Genomic DNA, 17,211 nt, shown 5'->3' with positions numbered 1-17,211 from the left:
TTTTTTCATTATGGTAGGAGTGTACATGAATAATAGGATGTTACCAATAATTGTTGCCAATAAAAAAATCTTTCTTTTCATTCTTCTTTTTTAAGTTTTAAAGGAGAAAGCTAGGCTTCTTATTTTTACTAATGTTATAATAAGAAAAAAGCACGAAAAGAGGTCATCTCATGCTAGAGGTTATTGCAACATGTTTAGAAGATGTAAAACGAATTGAAAGCGCTGGCGGGAAGCGGATTGAATTAATTTCATCTTATACAGAAGGTGGTTTAACACCGAGTTATGCTTTTATAAAAAAAGCGGTAGAAGCGGTAAGTATACCAATTCATGTTATGATTCGTCCGCATGCGAAGTCTTTTACATATACGGAAGAAGAAATTGAAATGATGAAAGAAGATATTATAGTTGCACAGAAGTTAGGAGCAGCTGGTGTAGTATTAGGCGTATTAAATGAACGAAATGAAGTGGATGAAGAGAAATTAGCGGACTTACTATCTGTTGTAGATGGAATAAATGTAACGTACCACCGTGCGATAGATGATATAGAAAATCCAGTAGAAGCGATGAGAACTTTAAAGAAGTTTCATAAAGTGACTCACGTTTTAACTTCAGGTGGACAAGGAAATATAGTAGAGAATATTCCGGTGCTTACAGAAATGCAAAAGGTAAGCGATGGTCAAATTCAGCTTGTAGCTGGAGCTGGCGTGACGAAAGAAAATATAAAGCGATTGCTAGATGAAACTGGAATCACGCAGGCGCATGTCGGTACAGCGGTAAGAGAAGGAAAATCATGTTTTTCTGAAATAGATCCTAATTTAGTACAAGAATTAGTTGAAATAATAAAATAAGTGCTTAAGAAAGAGGAGAAACGATGAAGGAAAATACGAAGAAAGAATTATTCTCTTGGGCTAAAACGATAGGTTTTACCCTTGTATTAATTGCTATTATTCGCGGTGTTTTATTTACACCTTCTTTAGTGCAAGGTGAATCAATGATGCCTACTTTAAAAAATAACGAACGAGTTCTCGTGAATAAGATTGGTTATAGTATAAGTGGATTAGATCGCTTTGATATTATCGTCTTCCACGGAAAAGAAGGATACGATTTAGTAAAACGAGTAATTGGTTTGCCAGGCGATACAGTTGAGTATAAAAATGATGTTTTATATGTAAACGGAAAAGCGATGGAAGAACCATATTTAAAAAAGTTTAAAGAAAAAGCAGTAGGTCGTGTATTAACTCCAGACTTTACGTTAGAACAAATCACTGGGAAAACGAAAGTGCCAGAAGGCCAAGTATTTGTTTTAGGCGATAATCGTGAAGTTTCTAAGGATGGTCGCATGTTTGGCTTTATTTCAGAAGATGAAATTGTCGGAAAAGGACAAGCTGTTTTCTGGCCGTTGGAACAAGTAAGAGCGTTATAAAGTGTGGTGAAGTATGGGAGAGATATTCTTCCATACTTTTTTATTTGCTTAAAATCTATTGATTGAATTGAAAGAATATTTTATAATTTTAAATTATATGTTTGTTTCGAAAAATGGAATTTAAGTTCCGTAATTTGGAACGAAAGGGAGATAGAATGAGTATAAATAAAACGGCAGTTAAGACAATGGATATTTTAGAGTTGTTTTATGAGCATGAAGAGCTAAGTTTAACTGAGATGGTTCGGCTTACAAATATGCCGAAAACATCTGTTTATCGTTTAATTGGCTCGTTAGAAGAGATGGCGTTTTTACAAAAAAACGAAAAGGGGAAATATCGTTTAGGGGTCGTATTTTTACGGTTCGGTCAACTTGTTTCACAACGATTATCAGTAAGAAATATAGCAATTCCTTATATGAAAGAACTTAGAGATAGTTTAGGACAGGCAGTTAATTTAATAATTCAAGATGGTAATGACGCAATTTACGTTGAAAAGATGGAGGGTGTTCAGCCGGTACGCGTGTATACGGCGGTTGGAAGAAGAGCACCGCTTTATGCTGGTGCATGTCCAAGAATTTTACTATCGCATTTCTCTGAGGAAGAGAAACGGAGATACATAGAGGAAGTGGATTTAAAACAGTTTGCAGATGGAACAATCGTGGATAAGGAACAATTGTTAGAAGTGTTGCAAATGGCAAAAAAGGAAGGCTACACAATTAGTTATTCTGAGTTAGAAAATCATACAGCCGCGATAGCAGCACCCATTTTCGCGAGCGATGGAACGGTTGTAGCAGGCATTAGTATTTCAGGATTAGCAATTGAGTACAGCGAAAGTAACATTTCATATTTTATTGCGAAGGTGAAAGAAACAGCGCATCGCATTTCGAAAGAACTCGGCTTTTTGGCATAGAAAGAGGGAGTAGGATGAAATTTTCTGCGTTAGGGGATCAAGCAATTATTGTTACATTTGGTGAAGAAATTAAGATGGGTATATATGAGAAAGTACAGCGGTTATTTAAAGCACTGCAGCAACATCCGTTTGCAGGAATGATTGAGTGTGTTCCGTCGTTTACTTCATTAGCTGTTTACTACAATGTATACGAAGTATGGAAGAGAAATGAGAGAAGTGAAAGGTCATATGATTACGTTCGCCAGTATATAAAGGAGCTGTGTGATTCTTATAAAGAAGAAGTAAAACAGGATGTGAAACATATTTCTATACCAGTGTGCTACGGGGGAGAATATGGACCTGATTTAGAAGAGGTCGCGCATTATCACGGTTTACAAGTAGAAGATGTGATTCGAATACATAGTGAAACTACATATTTTGTATATATGCTTGGTTTTACACCAGGGTTCCCGTATTTAGGAGGACTATCAAAAGAATTAGAAACACCTAGAAAAGAAACACCACGATTACAAATCTCTCCTGGTTCAGTAGGTATTGGCGGAAATCAAACAGGTATTTATCCGCTTGAAACACCAGGTGGATGGAATATTATCGGCCGAACACCTATTACTCTATTTAATCCGAAAGAAGAAATACCAACATATATTCAAAGTGGTATGTATTTACGATTTATCCCGATAACGAAGGAAGAGTACGTATCGCTTGAGGGGGCTAAAGAATGGATGTAGAAGTTTTGCATACAGGAATGTTTACAACAGTCCAAGATTTAGGGCGATCTTATTATCAACAGTTTGGTGTACCTGTTGGGGGTGCTATGGATAAAAATGCGCTTAGGCTCATCAATATGTTAGTCGGTAATGAAGAGAATGAAGCAGGATTAGAAATGACGATTTTAGGTCCTAAATTGTTAATAAAGAAAACGACTTTACTCGCAATTGGTGGGGTTGATATGGAACCGTTGTTAAATGGAGAACGTATCCCATTATGGCGTCCCATTTTAGCGGAAGAAGGTAGTATGCTTTGTTTTGGAAAAGTGAAAAATGGTTGTAGAGCGTATGTGACTTTTGCGGGTGGTATACATATTGAGCGTACAATGGGAAGCAAAAGTACGTACATACGTGCTGCGATTGGTGGTATAGAAGGAAGAATGCTGAAAAAGGGTGACTACTTCCAAATTGGTGCACAACCAGAAATGGCGAATCGTTTCATTCAAGACTTACAAAAAGATGAGCGTATAAAAACGAAATGGGCAATTAACAACAGCGTACTACCAAAGTATAAGAAACATCCTAAGCTTCGTGTCATAGCTGACTTTGAATACGATCAATTTACAGAAGAAAGTAGAAAGGCATTTTTTACGAAAGAGTATAAGGTATCTAATTATGCTGACCGTATGGGCTATAGGGTTGAGGGAGAAGTTTTAAATAGGATTGAAGAAAAAGAGATTTTATCGAGTCCTGTTACATTTGGAACCATTCAAGTTCCTAATGGCGGACAGCCGATTATATTAATGGCAGATAGGCAAACGACAGGTGGCTATCCGAGAATGGGAAATATCATTTTAGTAGATTTACCTCTTCTTGCCCAGCTAAAGCCGGGGGACTATGTTTCTTTTGAGAAAATTACGCTTGAAGAAGCGGAACAATTGTACATAGAACAAGAAATAAATATGAATCTATTAAAGAAATTCATCGCTTTACGAAGCTGGAATTAGGAGGAATACATTGTGACTACAATCGATTTAAACTGTGATTTAGGAGAAAGTTTTGGAGCTTATAAAATGGGGAATGATGATGAAATTCTTCCGTTCGTTTCCTCTATAAACGTTGCTTGCGGTTTTCATGCGGGTGATCCGTCTATTATGCGTCAAACTGTTGAAAAAGCTTTGGAGCATAACGTAGCAATAGGGGCGCATCCTGGATTTCCTGATTTAATTGGATTTGGTAGAAGAAACATGAATGTTTCAGCAAGTGAAGTATACGATTATGTTTTATATCAAACAGGCGCATTAGAAGCATTTGTAAAAGCGGCAGGCGGGAAAATGCAGCACGTAAAGCCGCACGGTGCCTTATATAATATGGCGGCGTCTAATCCGGAAATTGCAGATGCAATCGCAAAGGCAATTTATCATATAAATCCAAGTCTATTACTTTACGGATTAGCAAATAGCGTGGCATTTATACAGGCTGCAGAAAAATACAAAGTAACTCTCGTACAAGAGGCTTTTGCGGATCGTACATATAAGCAAGATGGTACATTAACGAGCCGTACAGAAGAAAATGCGCTTATAAAAGATGAAGACGAAGCGATAAAGCAAGTACTTCAAATGGTGAAAGAAGGCCATGTAAATGCGGTCAATGGAGAGAAAGTAGCAGTTCAGGCGCAAACGATTTGTTTACACGGTGATGGGGAAAAAGCAGTGCAATTTGCAGGGAGAATATACAGAACATTCGAACATAATGGTATTTCTATATGTGCACCGAAATAAAAAATGAGGGGAAGTGTTGGAATTGGTGAAATTAATCGGGATATTATTAGTGGCAGTGGGCTTTTTATTTAGATTAAATACACTTTTAGTAGTTATGGTTGCAGGTATTGTTACTGGTATGGTTTCAGGATTAAGTTTTTATGATGTGATCAGCATGTTCGGTAAATTTTTCATAGAAAATAGATATATGTCTATGCCAATTATATTAACTTTACCGGTAATCGGAATTTTAGAGCGTTACGGTTTAAAAGAAAGAGCCGAAGCACTTATAACGAAATCAAAAGGAGCAACAACTGGAAGAGTATTAATGTCATATTTTACGATAAGAGAATCATCAGCAGCACTAGGTCTTAATATTGGTGGTCATGCACAAACAGTAAGACCGCTCGTTGCACCGATGGCAGAAGGGGCTGCGCAAGGTAAATACGGTAAACTTCCTGAAAAATTAAGAGAAAAGATTAAAGCAAACGCAGCTGCTGCGGAAAATACAGCTTGGTTTTTCGGAGAAGATATTTTCATCGCAACTGGTGCTATTTTATTAATGAAAGGATTCTTCGATTCAGTAGGTATGCATGTCGGTGTATGGGATATGGCACTTTGGGGCATTCCGACAGCAATATCTGCACTTATTGTAAGCTGGATTAGATTTAGAAGGTTTGATAAATATATAGAGAAAACAATGAAGGCAGAAGGAAAAGAAGAGAAGGAGGCAATCTAATATGAACATCATCACAATGGATACAATCTATTATGTATTAGGGATAATTGTTGCTTTTATCGCTGTTCGTATCGCATTCGATCGTGAACATCCAAACAGATTCGGTTCTAGTTTATTTTGGGCATTGTTTGCAGTTACATTTTTATTTGGAAATGTAATTCCTTCGTTTTACGTTGGCTGTATCGTGCTCGCTATGGTCGTTTTAGCCTCGCTAAATAAAGTGACAAAATCAGAGGAAAAAGAAGTTCCAGTACAAGAACGTGTAAAACATGCTGAGAAATTAAAAAATAAAATTTTTATGCCTGCACTATTAATTCCTATTTTTACAATTATCGGTACGTTGACGTTAGGGAAAATTAAATGGGGAAATGTCTCTCTTGTTGATCCAGATAAAGTAACTTTAGTTGCATTAGCGCTTGGTGCATTACTCGCATTTGTCGCGGCGATGCGTATTACAAAATCGAAAATAACAACGCCTGTTCAAGAAGGAAGCAGACTATTACAAGCTGTCGGCTGGGCTGTTATTTTACCACAAATGTTAGCGGCACTTGGCGGTATTTTCGCGAAGTCGGGCGTTGGACAAGTCGTTTCTGATTTAGTCGGACAAGTGTTACCGACAGAGTATCCGTTCGTTGCTGTTATGGCGTACTGTTTAGGCATGATGCTATTTACAGTCGTAATGGGAAATGCATTCGCAGCGTTTGCTGTTATTACTGGCGGAATTGGCTTACCTTTAATAGTTCAAATGCACGGCGGAAACCCAGCAATTATGGCAGCACTCGGTATGTTTGCTGGATATTGCGGAACACTGCTTACGCCAATGGCAGCAAACTTTAATATCGTACCTGCGATGCTTTTAGAGCTAAAGGATAAAAATGCGGTTATTAAAGCGCAAGTACCAATTGCTCTTTCAATTTTTATCATAAATATGTTTATTATGTACGGCCTTGTATATCGTTTTTAATTAGGAGGATAAAACTATGAAAACAGTATTATTAACAGGGTTTGATCCGTTTGGCGGAGAAAATATCAATCCAGCTTGGGAAGTAGCAAAAGGTTTGCATGAAAAAACAATTGGAGAATACAAGATAATAAGCAAACAAATACCAACTGTATTTCATAAATCAATAAGCGTATTAAAAGAGTATATAGAAGAACTAGTGCCGGAAATTACTATATGTATCGGACAAGCTGGGGGCAGACCAGATATTACGATAGAACGTGTCGCAATTAATATTGATGATGCAAGAATTGCTGATAATGAAGGGAATCAGCCAGTAGATGTACCGGTTGTAGAAGAAGGAGCGATTGCGTATTGGTCTACACTTCCGATGAAAGCAATCGTAAAAAAACTTCGCGAAGAGGGCATACCGTCATCTGTTTCACAGACGGCAGGCACATTCGTTTGTAATCACTTATTCTATGGACTTATGCATGAATTAGAGAAACATGATAAGAAAATAAAAGGCGGATTCATTCATATTCCGTTTTTACCAGAACAAGCGAGTAATTATCCAGGGCAACCGAGTATGTCACTTTCTACTATTAGTAAGGGAATAGAATTGGCAATTGAAGTAACGATGACAGTTGAAGTAGATATTGTAGAGATTGGGGGCGCAACGCATTAAGTAAAATGAATTGTACAACACCTCCTGTAAACAACTGGTATAATAAGAATAGGAAAATACATAGAGGTGATTTTTGTGCAACAATTTGAAGAAGTACGTTTAATTTTAGAAAAAGCGAAGAAAATTACAGTATTAACAGGCGCTGGTGCAAGTACGGAAAGTGGTATCCCAGATTTCCGTTCAGCAAATGGATTGTATGCTGATGCGAATGTGGAGATGTATTTATCAAGAGGGTACTATAACCGAAGTCCGAAAGAATTTTGGAAGCATTATAAAGAAATCTTTCAAATTAATACGTTCCATCAATATAAACCAAATCGTGGACATCGTTTTTTAGCTGAGCTAGAAGAACAAGGGAAAGATATTACGATTTTAACGCAAAATATTGACGGTTTACATCAATTAGGTGGCAGTGAACATGTCATTGATTTACATGGAACACTTCAAACAGCACATTGTCCGAAGTGTAAAGCGGGATATGATTTACAGTATATGATTGATCATGAAGTGCCGCGCTGTGAGAAGTGTAATTTCATTTTAAATCCAGACGTTGTTTTATACGGAGATACACTGCCTAAATATCAAAATGCGATGAAACGTTTATATGAAACAGATGTACTTCTCGTTATGGGAACGTCATTAAAAGTACAACCTGTCGCTTCATTCCCGGAAATCGCAAAGAGAGAAGTAGGGGCAACAACTATTTTAGTAAATGAAGAGTTAACAGGACAGGAATATAACTTTGACTTTGTTTTTCAAAATAAGATTGGTGAGTTTGTTGAAGGGTTATCTTCAATGAAATAAGTTAACGAAAAAACTGAGGTATCTACCTCAGTTTTTTATTTGGGTAATCGCTGTATTAAGCAACATGAAAACAGGTCGATAATGTAGTAACAACATCTCTATAATTTATAAAAATCAATTTGCCCCATTTTTCTTTTAGAATAATATTCATTTTATTGTGCATTAAGGGAATGGTAATAAATAGGATATAAAAATAAAAAACTGAAAATTAAATCTTTTATTTCTTTTATAATTAATATAAAATTCTATATATATCATATAAATAAATTTGATACATAATGACTTTGCGTAGAAATGTTAATAGAATGAAGCGAGGGAGCGAAATGAGACAGAAAAAGGAACAGAAAAAACTATCGAAAAAGAAAAAGACTCATATTCCATTTCGGTTAAATGTACTATTTTTTATTGTCTTTCTTTTATTTTCAGCTATTATAATTCAATTAGGTAAAGTACAAATCATTGATGGAGAAACGTATAGAAATGAAGTAAATAAAAAGGAAGATGTAACGGTAAGCACTCCCGTTCCTAGAGGGAAAATGTTTGATCGGCAAGGTCACGTTATTGTAAATAATAAACCATTGCGAACCGTTACATATACGAAAATGAGAGGAGTAGACTCGAAAGAAGTTTTACAAGTAGCAAGAGATTTAGCCAAACTAATTGAAATGTCGCAAGAGGACATAGACAAGTTAACAGAAACAGATAAAAAGGATTTTTGGATGCAGTTAAATGAAAAGCGGGCAGCGGCGAAAGTAACGAAAGAAGATGAGAGTAAATTTAGAAAGCAAGAAATAGAAGGAAAAGAGTTAGATAAAAAAGTAGAAGAACTGCGCCGGGAAAGAATTACACAAGAAGAATTAAGTGAACTTTCAAAAGAAGACCTAGAAGTACTAGCCATTAAAAGCAAAATGAATGCGGGATATAAAATGACGCCGCAAATCGTTAAAAAAGATGTAAGTGAAAATGAATATGCTGTCGTTAGTGAAAGGTTGGCAAGTTTACCGGGGGTAGATACGACAGTAGATTGGGAACGTGAATACCCAAATGATAAAATACTGCGCTCTATACTAGGTAGCGTTTCTAATGAAAATGAAGGGTTGCCAAGAGAACAATTAGATTATTATTTAGTTCGTGATTATAATCGAAACGACCGTATTGGTAAAAGTTACATTGAAAAACAATACGAAGATGCACTACATGGAACGAAAGAACAGTCTAAAAATATTATGGATAAAGCAGGGAAGATTGTTCGAACAGAAAAAGTGACTGAAGGAAAAAGTGGAAATAACTTGATGTTAACAGTGGATATGGATTTACAGAAAAGAGTAGAGGGAAGTCTTGAAAAGAATTTACGAGCCTTTCATGCTGCAGAGCCGATGATGGATCGTGCGTTCGTAGTAATGATGAATCCGAAAAACGGTCAAATTTTATCAATGGCAGGAAAGAAAATTGTAAATAAAGATGGCGGTATGCAAATAGAAGATTATGCATTAGGAACGATGACAAGTTCTTATGAGTTAGGGTCAACTGTAAAAGGTGCTACTTTATTAACTGGATATCAAACAGAAGCGATTAAGCCGTATACACATTTCTTTGATGCACCAATGTATTTTAAAGGAAGTTCTAAGCCGAAGAAATCGTGGAAAGAATTTGGGGATATTGATGATTTAAGAGCTTTGCAAGTGTCATCGAACGTTTATATGTTTAATACGGCTTTAAAAATGGCAGGCATTAATTATGTCCCAAACAATCCATTAGATATTAAACAAGAAACATTTAATAAAATGCGCTACTATTTTAGACAATTTGGCCTAGGTGTGTCGACTGGTATTGACCTGCCAAATGAATCAATTGGTCAAGTAGGTAGAACTGATAACATACCCGGATTTTTACTTGATTACGCGATTGGACAGTATGATACATATACGCCGCTTCAGCTTGCACAATATATTTCAACCATTGCAAATGGCGGTTACCGAATGAAGCCACAAATTGTACAAGAAGTTAGAGAGCAACCGAATAGACCAGAGGATGTAGGAAAAGTCGTTCGGTCGATTGAACCAGTTGTATTAAATAGAGTGGATATGGACACTTCGTACATTAATCATGTAAAAGAAGGATTTAGAAGAGTTTTTCAAGAAGCTGACGGAACAGGTACCGGAACGTTTAAAGGTCTACCATATAAACCAGCGGGAAAAACAGGAACAGCTGAGACAGTATATGGTGGAGAAAGTGATATTGGAAGAGATGAGAACAACAACCGGAAAAAATGTTATAATTTAACTCTTGCCGGTTATGCACCATATGATGCTGATCCGGAAGTAGCTTTTTCAGTTGTTGTACCATGGGTGAATGATGATAAATCAGGAATTAATTCTGCGATTGGTAAAGACATTTTGGATGCGTATTTTGAATTAAAAACAAATAGATCAAATACAAATTCAATTCCAGTAGAACAACCGAACAAGGCACAGTAAAAATAGTATCACTGCATGGAAACATATTGTGCAGTGATATATTTTTTGAGTTAAAAAGCGCTTTATAAGGTGGGAATGGATATGAAAAAGGAGATTAAGAGAGGCTGGGGAAAGTACATACTATTTATATTGGTGATAGTCATAGGCTACCATTCTTTTACTTTATGTAAGGTGGAAGGGGAATCGATGCAGCCGACTTTATATGAAGAAGACTACGTATTTGTAAATAAAGCAGTAGTACGTCTTTCTAATTTACAACACGGAGAAATTGTCATTATAAAGGAAGCGGATGAATCGAAATATTATGTGAAACGTGTAATAGGGCTTCCTGGTGATGTAATTAACATAACGAACGGAAAGGTATATGTGAACGATAAAAAGCAAGAAGAACCATATACAAACAAAGATTTATTTAACAACACACAAGTGTTTTATAACTTTCAAAAGACAAAAATTCCGCCAAATAAGTTATTTGTAATGGGAGATAACCGCGAAGTAAGTAGAGATAGTCGAAATGGCTTAGGATATATTGAAGAAGATAACATAATTGGCAAGGTAGAATTTGTATATTATCCTTTTTCAAAAATGAAAATAATAGAATAAGTGGGAGAGGAGCAAAACCCCACTTATTAAAGTTTCACTTTATTTTCTTTAAAAAACCTTTTGGATTAAATGATATGAAAAATTTATGTTTAGACTCGTCGATACTTGAAAATAAGCCAAATAACTCATGTGGAAAATGAAAGGAAATGATCGTATGTACAAATACACAATTTGCTTTATTAGAAAAAGCGATAAAATACTGCTATTAAATAGAAATAAAAAACCGAATATGGGGATGTGGAACGGTGTTGGAGGAAAAATAGAAGATAATGAAACGCCATACGAAGGAATAATTAGAGAAACGTTTGAGGAAACGGGCATAGAACTTTCAAGTGTAACGTATAAAGGGACTGTTGGTTTTAAAGGTAAAGATGAGCCCCAGGCTAGTGAAGGAATGTATGTGTTCGTTGCTGATTTACCAGATGGAATGCAAATGAATACACCATTACGTACGGCTGAAGGCTTATTAGAATGGAAAGAAATTGATTGGATATTAGATGGTGATAATAGAGGAGTAGTTAGCAATTTACCAAAATACTTACCGACAGTATTAACAGAAGAAAATAAGTTAGAACATATGTTTACGTATGATAACCGGAATATTATTCATTACACAACTGCATGTTTGACAGAAGATTATACGAACAAACGATATGAAAAACAACTTGTTTCTCAATAGAAGAGGAAAGTGAAAAATCACGTTTTTGCTCTCATCATATATGCGAGGTGATTATATGTTTCAGAAATACAATTCATTGGTCATAATTGTAATATGCATGATATAACTTTTCTTATTATGAAAGAGTAGAGAACATATGTAAACGGAGCAAAAAGGAGGTGGCTTTGCCACCTCTTTTTGTTAGCTACAAATCGCCTTAATCATAAAACGATGTTGCTTCACATCAAAATAACCTTTTTGTAAGATGATTTCATGTATACGATATAATTCCTCACAATACCTTTCAACAGTAAAATCAGGAATTTGCCACGGAATCGCTTTTAAATAATAGACGATAGCGCCAATGTCATAAAAGCGTTGGAAAGGGAATTCCTCTTTTGCATCTAAGATAGTAAATCCATTTTGCTTTAACTCACTGCATGCGGTTTCGAGAGACCAACTTGCAAATTCGCTATTTAGTGGTGAGCCAAACTGTTCATTAAGTTCCGCGCAATCAAGACCGCCAACTTGTTGTGTAAGAAAAACGCCACTTGGAGAAAGAATTCTGTTTACCTCAGAAGCAGCATACGATTCATGTTGATTTATAATTAAATTAAATTGACCATCTTGAAATGGCAAAGCGGTATCATCGGTCACTTCTACAACGGTAACCCCTAAAGGCTCTAATTTCTTTCGAGCAATTGGCACATTTGGAGCGTAGCCCTCAGTAGCGAATATAGTTGACGGGAACGGTTGTAACATAGATAAAAACTCTCCGCCGCCAGTACCCATATCGAGCATTGATTCTGCACGTTGCATAAGCTGAAAAGCAGTACTGCCGTATGACCACGATAAAGGCTCGCTCTTCATTCGACCTGTTTCTGAAATGAAAGAAAAATCCCAGCCGCTAAAATGTGTATTTGCACTTTCTAATAAAGTTAAAAATAATGGATCACGTTTCATAATTATGTCCTCCTATTTTTTTAATGGATGATATGATGAGAAAAGAAAAAGGGAGGACCTCTTATTAAAGTGGAACGGTTTTATGTTTCGTGTTCGAATAGATTCATATAAAGTTACTCCTTGTGAGAATTGTTATTTATATATTCGGGTTAATTGAGTGAAAATCCTTTGAGGGTATAAAAGAAGGCAGTTGTTTAATGAAAAAATAAATTGAGTTATCTACTTTTATAGTATAATTGTTCATTCATACGCATAAAAAAATTATTCTCTCCATAAAATAGTAAAATTATATTGGAGGTTGAATTATGAAAAAATTTAGTGTATTTTCAATAACCTTGATGACTTTTGGAATGTTATTATTTGGATTAAATAGGATAATAGATAGCTATTCTGAGCCTATTATCCTATTAGGGTATATTTCTTTTTTAATTGGAGTGGTTCTGAGTATTATAGCGATTGCTAGACGTGAAGATGGAAGATTAAAATTCATATCACTTATCTCTTTCTTTGTTGTCCTGTTTTTCATTACTTGGTTTGAGTCGTTTCGGGTACTACGAATTATTACTTGGCTAAAAAATATCTATTAAAATTTAAATTGTTGGTAAAAATGGGAAACCTTAAATTTAGGTTTCTTTTTATTATATTCGATTATCAATATTAAAACTTATTAGAGCCATTAATAAAAGAAATAGATATATAAACCGAGTGTAAAAATATTTTAATTCTTTGAAAACATTCAGCGATTTAGTATTCTTTATATATGGAATATTTTGTTTATGCGAAAAGAGGGCAAGGTGCTATATGAAAAGAATGAAAAATGTAATGTTAGTATTGTTATGTTTCTTATGTTTAAGTGGGTGTAATTATAAAGATGACGATCAGGTGAAAAAATATGTGAAAAAAAAGCACGGAATTGATGTGATTGTAACACATTGGGGTGCTATAAACGAAGGGAATATGGGGCATACATATCATACTGTTCAAGCAAAAAATAACAAAAATATTCAATTTAGAGTAGAGGTAGATGGCTTCTTATATTCAAGAATAAAAGGTGATGAATATCAATACGGAAAAAAACATATGAGGAATATAAGAAATTTAAACCAATGCTAGAAGAAATTAAAAAATTAGGTTACGTGGAACCTGAAAATAAAAATGTTTTTCAATATATAGTGGATGATGATATAGAGGAGAAACCAACGGATAAGTTATTATTAACTTTAAAAATGAGTGACAAGATTGATTACAGTCAATTTGAATCAAAAGAATTAGATCGTTTATATGCTCTAATCCAATTCATTCAGAAGAGTAATAGAAAGATAACAACACTTGAAATTGAGGATTATAATGGTGAATCTATAGGCTTGCCTTTTCAAAATGTGCAAAAAGCTATAACGAAAGAAGAACTGCTTTTAACAATGAAAAACACAGTAAGCGGTTATTGGACATATTTGGTTCAAACTGAAACAAAAGTAGGCGTAAGGTTAAATGAAATTCAAAATGATCGTTTTGAAATTGAGGATATTACTTGTCCACACCCGAAAGACGGCAATTGTCTAGAGTATGAATTGACATTAGTTTTCAATGACAGTGAGATAAAATATAGAAATGATCCATATGTAATAGATGATTTGAGAAAGGTAGTCACTATTCTTAAAGAAGAACTATATAATAAGGAATTTAACATATATTTAAGGAACAAGGATGGAACAAGTTATTCACTCTGGCTATCATCCGAAAAAATTAAGGAAAGTAATAACATAGAAGAGTTAGTAAAATAATGATATAAAGAAGAAATTTAAAGTACTTTTTATGTTTGTTATTTCTGTATTCAAAAGGAAAACCGCTTATGCTTCATTTTTGAAGCATAAGCGGTTTTGTTTAAAATACTTAAAAAGAAAAATTTTTTGGTAAAGTACCACTTTTTATTACTGTTCTTAGTCCATGTTTTATAATCCAAGGATTAATAGGATGCTGTTTATCACGTAATTGCTGTAACCACTGAAAAACGAGTTCTTTATCTTCTTTCGTAATATCGTTCATATGATTGGCTACAGATTTTTGAACATATTTAGAAGGGTCATTCATTAATGGTTCAAGAAGCTGTAAATTGTACTTAAAATCATCTTTTAGAGCTCCTATTTTTTTAGCCCAAGGAAGCCTTGGTCTTGTACCTTCAGAAACTAATCTTCTAATGTGGTTGTTTTCGTCATAAATCCACTGTTGCAATATGTCTAGTGTGTCTTCATGGTATGTTTGAAGAAAAGGCCGAATGGCATATTCAGCAGTATTCCTTTTCGTTATTTCATACATGTAAATGTGCCTACTTCTGTTGTATTTTCTGGTCCTAATGTTTTCAGTAATATATGTATGGCTGCATTAAAATCTTTTTGTAAAGCATTGTGTAATTCATCTGCAATTACTTCAATACGATGCTTTAACTCTAAATTTTCAACTTTACATGTTACAGAAGATACAAAGTTTCTTTTAGAGAAAGTAGGATCGTGTTTACAAATAGAATCAGCCATTTTTTCTGCTAATTCTTCGTTAAATAAAAATTTTAACGGAACATATTTACCCATTTTTTCACCTCAGTGGTCAAATGAAAACAATTTTTATTTTTTAATCGACAATCCATAAACTAAAGTCTCACTCGGAGTCGTAATACTAAAACCTGTCGTCTTATAATCAAGTTTCACCGTATCACCAGTGTAGTCTTTCGTGAATGAATCCATTTGTACGATAAGATCTGCATCTTCATATACAACATCATCTGCGTTATATGTATCCCAAATTAAATCGACATCAACGAAAATACTACAAGAGTTTGTCATTGTCCCTCTAATGCGAATGATCTTTTTGTCTTTACGTTCTAATCTATGTATAGCTGCTTTTGCTTCATCAGTAATGCGAATGTTCATTGTATCCCAACCTTTAATTATATTTCTTCTATTATGGCAAAAACAGGAGTAATAGGGAAGCAAAGAGGTTTGCAATAAAAAACGAGCAAACAAATTTGTTTGCTCGTTTCACTTTATTTTAGTTCACATTTATCAAGTGGAATCACTTTTGTTTTTTTCGTAAATTTATATCCTAACCATAGTACTAAGAAGAGTGGTAAACCGATGTAAGAAACGAGTACGCCGTTCCAATCGATTGATTCACCTATAAATGCGCCGTAGTTTTGTCCTAAAATTACGATGATACAAAGTGTAAATGCGAAGATTGGACCGAATGGGAACCATTTTGCTCTATATGGTAAGTCTTTTAAATCTTTGCCTTGTACGGTATATGCTTTACGGAAACGGTAATGACTAATTGCTATTCCAACCCATGCGATAAAGCCAGACATTCCAGATGCGTTTAATAACCAAATGTATACAACACCGTCACCGAATAAAGAAGCAATGAAAGCGATACTACCGACAATTGACGTTACGATTAATGCGTTTACAGGTACACCGCGGCTATCTAATTTGCCTAAGAATTTTGGTGCTTTTCCTTGGCGAGCTAAATCCCAAAGCATACGAGTTGATGCGTACATACCAGAGTTACCAGCAGATAGTACTGCCGTTAAAATAACAGCGTTCATAACAGAGGCAGCAAAGGCAACGCCCGCTTTTTCAAAAATAAGTGTAAATGGACTTACTGTTACATCACTTGCAGCAAGACTTTCAGTTGTATAAGGAATTAATAAACCGATAACGAGAATCGCAAGGATATAGAATAAAAGAATACGCCAAAAGATTGAACGAATTGCTTTTGGGATATTACGTTCTGGATCAGATGTTTCACCAGCAGCTACTCCTAATAATTCAGTTCCTTGGAAGGAGAAACCAGCTGCCATAAATACACCGATAATTGCCATGATACCGCCGTTAAATGGTGCATCTGCAACAGTGAAGTTTTTGAATCCAACAGTTTCGCCCCCCATAATTCCGAAAATCATCATAAAGCCGACAATTAAAAAGATAATAATTGTAACTACTTTAATAAGTGCGAACCAATATTCAGATTCACCAAACCCTTTAACAGATAAATAGTTTAAAAGGAAAATAATAGCTAAACATAATCCGCTCCAAATAAGAGAAGGGGTATCTGGGAACCAAAATTTCATAATTAATGTTACGGCTGCAAGTTCAGCAGCGATCGTAATCGCCCAGTTATACCAATAGTTCCATCCAAGTGCAAAGCCAAGTGATGGATCAACAAATTTTGTTGCATACGTACTAAAAGATCCAGTAACAGGCATGTAAGCTGCGAGTTCAGCTAAGCTTGTCATTAAGAAGTAAACCATAATTCCAATTGCGGCGTATGCAATTAATGCGCCGCCAGGACCAGCTGAATGGATGACACCACCGCTGGCAAGAAATAGTCCGGTACCAATTGTACCGCCGAGAGAAATCATCGTAAGGTGACGCGATTTTAATCCGCGTTTTAATTCACCTTGTCCTTGTGTAGTTTGCGTTTTAGAGGTAGATTGATTTGTTGCGCTATTCATGTTCAACACTCCTTTTCTTGTAGGTTAGGAAGGAGCGGGG

General features: G+C 35.2%; 17 protein-coding genes and 3 pseudogenes. 15 read left to right on the top strand and 5 right to left on the bottom strand.

The window, feature by feature from the left end; translation table 11 throughout:
- Positions 1 to 170 precede the first annotated feature (170 nt).
- From AC22L0_RS11600 to lepB (AC22L0_RS11545), 12 genes are all read left to right on the top strand, one after another.
- A complete protein-coding gene (locus AC22L0_RS11600; protein WP_000895111.1) occupies positions 171 to 848 on the top strand; it encodes a copper homeostasis protein CutC in 678 nt (225 codons plus the stop codon).
- A 23-nt stretch (positions 849 to 871) separates the two neighbouring features.
- On the top strand, positions 872 to 1,423 hold the full coding sequence (lepB, locus tag AC22L0_RS11595; protein ID WP_000662498.1) for a signal peptidase I: 552 nt from the start codon (positions 872 to 874) through the stop codon (positions 1,421 to 1,423).
- A 155-nt stretch (positions 1,424 to 1,578) separates the two neighbouring features.
- Positions 1,579 to 2,331 (top strand): IclR family transcriptional regulator, encoded by a 753-nt coding sequence (locus tag AC22L0_RS11590; protein WP_087966900.1) that lies wholly within the window; start codon positions 1,579 to 1,581, stop codon positions 2,329 to 2,331.
- Between the two features lie 14 nt (positions 2,332 to 2,345).
- A complete protein-coding gene (gene pxpB / locus AC22L0_RS11585; protein ID WP_000672276.1) occupies positions 2,346 to 3,059 on the top strand; it encodes a 5-oxoprolinase subunit PxpB in 714 nt (237 codons plus the stop codon).
- Entirely contained in the window at positions 3,050 to 4,045 is a 996-nt protein-coding gene (locus AC22L0_RS11580) for a 5-oxoprolinase subunit C family protein (protein ID WP_087966903.1), read from the top strand. Before pxpB ends, AC22L0_RS11580 begins: the two co-directional genes overlap by 10 nt.
- A gap of 12 nt (positions 4,046 to 4,057) precedes the next feature.
- Positions 4,058 to 4,819, top strand: a complete 762-nt coding sequence (pxpA, locus tag AC22L0_RS11575; protein ID WP_087966905.1) for a 5-oxoprolinase subunit PxpA — start codon at positions 4,058 to 4,060, stop codon at positions 4,817 to 4,819.
- 22 nt (positions 4,820 to 4,841) lie between these two features.
- Entirely contained in the window at positions 4,842 to 5,537 is a 696-nt protein-coding gene (locus AC22L0_RS11570) for a DUF969 domain-containing protein (protein WP_000239809.1), read from the top strand.
- Position 5,538: 1 nt separating this feature from the next.
- Positions 5,539 to 6,501: a DUF979 domain-containing protein gene (locus AC22L0_RS11565; RefSeq protein ID WP_001021658.1), complete on the top strand. Its 963-nt coding sequence runs from the start codon at positions 5,539 to 5,541 to the stop codon at positions 6,499 to 6,501.
- Positions 6,502 to 6,517: 16 nt separating this feature from the next.
- Positions 6,518 to 7,165, top strand: coding sequence for a pyroglutamyl-peptidase I (gene pcp, locus AC22L0_RS11560; RefSeq protein WP_070756644.1), 648 nt, complete (start codon positions 6,518 to 6,520; stop codon positions 7,163 to 7,165).
- Between the two features lie 75 nt (positions 7,166 to 7,240).
- Positions 7,241 to 7,969, top strand: coding sequence for an NAD-dependent protein deacylase (locus AC22L0_RS11555; RefSeq protein WP_140160739.1), 729 nt, complete (start codon positions 7,241 to 7,243; stop codon positions 7,967 to 7,969).
- Between the two features lie 323 nt (positions 7,970 to 8,292).
- On the top strand, positions 8,293 to 10,446 hold the full coding sequence (locus AC22L0_RS11550) for a peptidoglycan D,D-transpeptidase FtsI family protein (RefSeq protein WP_487272267.1): 2,154 nt from the start codon (positions 8,293 to 8,295) through the stop codon (positions 10,444 to 10,446).
- Between the two features lie 81 nt (positions 10,447 to 10,527).
- Positions 10,528 to 11,049 (top strand): signal peptidase I, encoded by a 522-nt coding sequence (lepB, locus tag AC22L0_RS11545; RefSeq protein WP_001986493.1) that lies wholly within the window; start codon positions 10,528 to 10,530, stop codon positions 11,047 to 11,049.
- 34 nt (positions 11,050 to 11,083) lie between these two features.
- Here the strand turns inward: lepB (AC22L0_RS11545) and AC22L0_RS11540 are convergent.
- Positions 11,084 to 11,152, bottom strand: a pseudogene (locus tag AC22L0_RS11540) (cephalosporin hydroxylase); the annotation flags it as partial.
- A 51-nt stretch (positions 11,153 to 11,203) separates the two neighbouring features.
- Here AC22L0_RS11540 and AC22L0_RS11535 point away from each other — a divergent pair.
- Positions 11,204 to 11,728 carry an NUDIX hydrolase gene (locus AC22L0_RS11535; protein WP_087966911.1) on the top strand — a complete coding sequence of 175 codons (525 nt, stop codon included), beginning with the start codon at positions 11,204 to 11,206 and terminating at the stop codon, positions 11,726 to 11,728.
- 180 nt (positions 11,729 to 11,908) lie between these two features.
- Here the strand turns inward: AC22L0_RS11535 and AC22L0_RS11530 are convergent, their stop codons facing one another.
- Positions 11,909 to 12,670 carry a class I SAM-dependent methyltransferase gene (locus AC22L0_RS11530; protein WP_074625304.1) on the bottom strand — a complete coding sequence of 254 codons (762 nt, stop codon included), beginning with the start codon at positions 12,668 to 12,670 and terminating at the stop codon, positions 11,909 to 11,911.
- Positions 12,671 to 12,975: 305 nt separating this feature from the next.
- On the opposite strand from AC22L0_RS11530, the gene AC22L0_RS11525 reads away from it, so the two are divergent.
- Positions 12,976 to 13,257 (top strand): hypothetical protein, encoded by a 282-nt coding sequence (locus tag AC22L0_RS11525; protein ID WP_000714732.1) that lies wholly within the window; start codon positions 12,976 to 12,978, stop codon positions 13,255 to 13,257.
- Positions 13,258 to 13,471: 214 nt separating this feature from the next.
- Positions 13,472 to 14,451, top strand: a pseudogene (locus tag AC22L0_RS11520) (hypothetical protein).
- Between the two features lie 109 nt (positions 14,452 to 14,560).
- Here AC22L0_RS11520 and AC22L0_RS11515 read toward each other — a convergent pair.
- From AC22L0_RS11515 to AC22L0_RS11505, 3 genes and pseudogenes are all read right to left on the bottom strand, one after another.
- Positions 14,561 to 15,252, bottom strand: a pseudogene (locus tag AC22L0_RS11515) (DNA alkylation repair protein).
- A gap of 33 nt (positions 15,253 to 15,285) precedes the next feature.
- Positions 15,286 to 15,591 carry an iron-sulfur cluster biosynthesis family protein gene (locus AC22L0_RS11510; RefSeq protein ID WP_001026196.1) on the bottom strand — a complete coding sequence of 102 codons (306 nt, stop codon included), beginning with the start codon at positions 15,589 to 15,591 and terminating at the stop codon, positions 15,286 to 15,288.
- Positions 15,592 to 15,704: 113 nt separating this feature from the next.
- Complete coding sequence (locus AC22L0_RS11505; protein ID WP_087966915.1) at positions 15,705 to 17,171, bottom strand: amino acid permease; 1,467 nt, start codon at positions 17,169 to 17,171, stop codon at positions 15,705 to 15,707.
- Between the last annotated feature and the right edge of the window lie 40 nt (positions 17,172 to 17,211).

The organism is Bacillus sp. LQ01, assembly GCF_057624735.1.
The sequence above is the reverse complement of the archived record's forward strand: the minus strand, read 5'-3'. Positions and strand labels throughout refer to the sequence as shown.

Excerpts from the sequence above, each read along its gene's own strand:
- lepB (WP_001986493.1), top strand. The coding sequence starts at position 10,528 with ATGAAAAAGGAGATTAAGAGAGGCTGGGGAAAGTACATACTATTTATA.
- pcp (WP_070756644.1), top strand. The coding sequence starts at position 6,518 with ATGAAAACAGTATTATTAACAGGGTTTGATCCGTTTGGCGGAGAAAAT.
- AC22L0_RS11505 (WP_087966915.1), bottom strand. The coding sequence starts at position 17,171 with ATGAATAGCGCAACAAATCAATCTACCTCTAAAACGCAAACTACACAA.
- AC22L0_RS11510 (WP_001026196.1), bottom strand. The coding sequence starts at position 15,591 with ATGAACATTCGCATTACTGATGAAGCAAAAGCAGCTATACATAGATTA.
- AC22L0_RS11590 (WP_087966900.1), top strand. The coding sequence starts at position 1,579 with ATGAGTATAAATAAAACGGCAGTTAAGACAATGGATATTTTAGAGTTG.
- AC22L0_RS11580 (WP_087966903.1), top strand. The coding sequence starts at position 3,050 with ATGGATGTAGAAGTTTTGCATACAGGAATGTTTACAACAGTCCAAGAT.
- lepB (WP_000662498.1), top strand. The coding sequence starts at position 872 with ATGAAGGAAAATACGAAGAAAGAATTATTCTCTTGGGCTAAAACGATA.
- pxpB (WP_000672276.1), top strand. The coding sequence starts at position 2,346 with ATGAAATTTTCTGCGTTAGGGGATCAAGCAATTATTGTTACATTTGGT.
- AC22L0_RS11530 (WP_074625304.1), bottom strand. The coding sequence starts at position 12,670 with ATGAAACGTGATCCATTATTTTTAACTTTATTAGAAAGTGCAAATACA.
- AC22L0_RS11525 (WP_000714732.1), top strand. The coding sequence starts at position 12,976 with ATGAAAAAATTTAGTGTATTTTCAATAACCTTGATGACTTTTGGAATG.
- AC22L0_RS11600 (WP_000895111.1), top strand. The coding sequence starts at position 171 with ATGCTAGAGGTTATTGCAACATGTTTAGAAGATGTAAAACGAATTGAA.
- AC22L0_RS11550 (WP_487272267.1), top strand. The coding sequence starts at position 8,293 with ATGAGACAGAAAAAGGAACAGAAAAAACTATCGAAAAAGAAAAAGACT.
- AC22L0_RS11565 (WP_001021658.1), top strand. The coding sequence starts at position 5,539 with ATGAACATCATCACAATGGATACAATCTATTATGTATTAGGGATAATT.
- AC22L0_RS11535 (WP_087966911.1), top strand. The coding sequence starts at position 11,204 with ATGTACAAATACACAATTTGCTTTATTAGAAAAAGCGATAAAATACTG.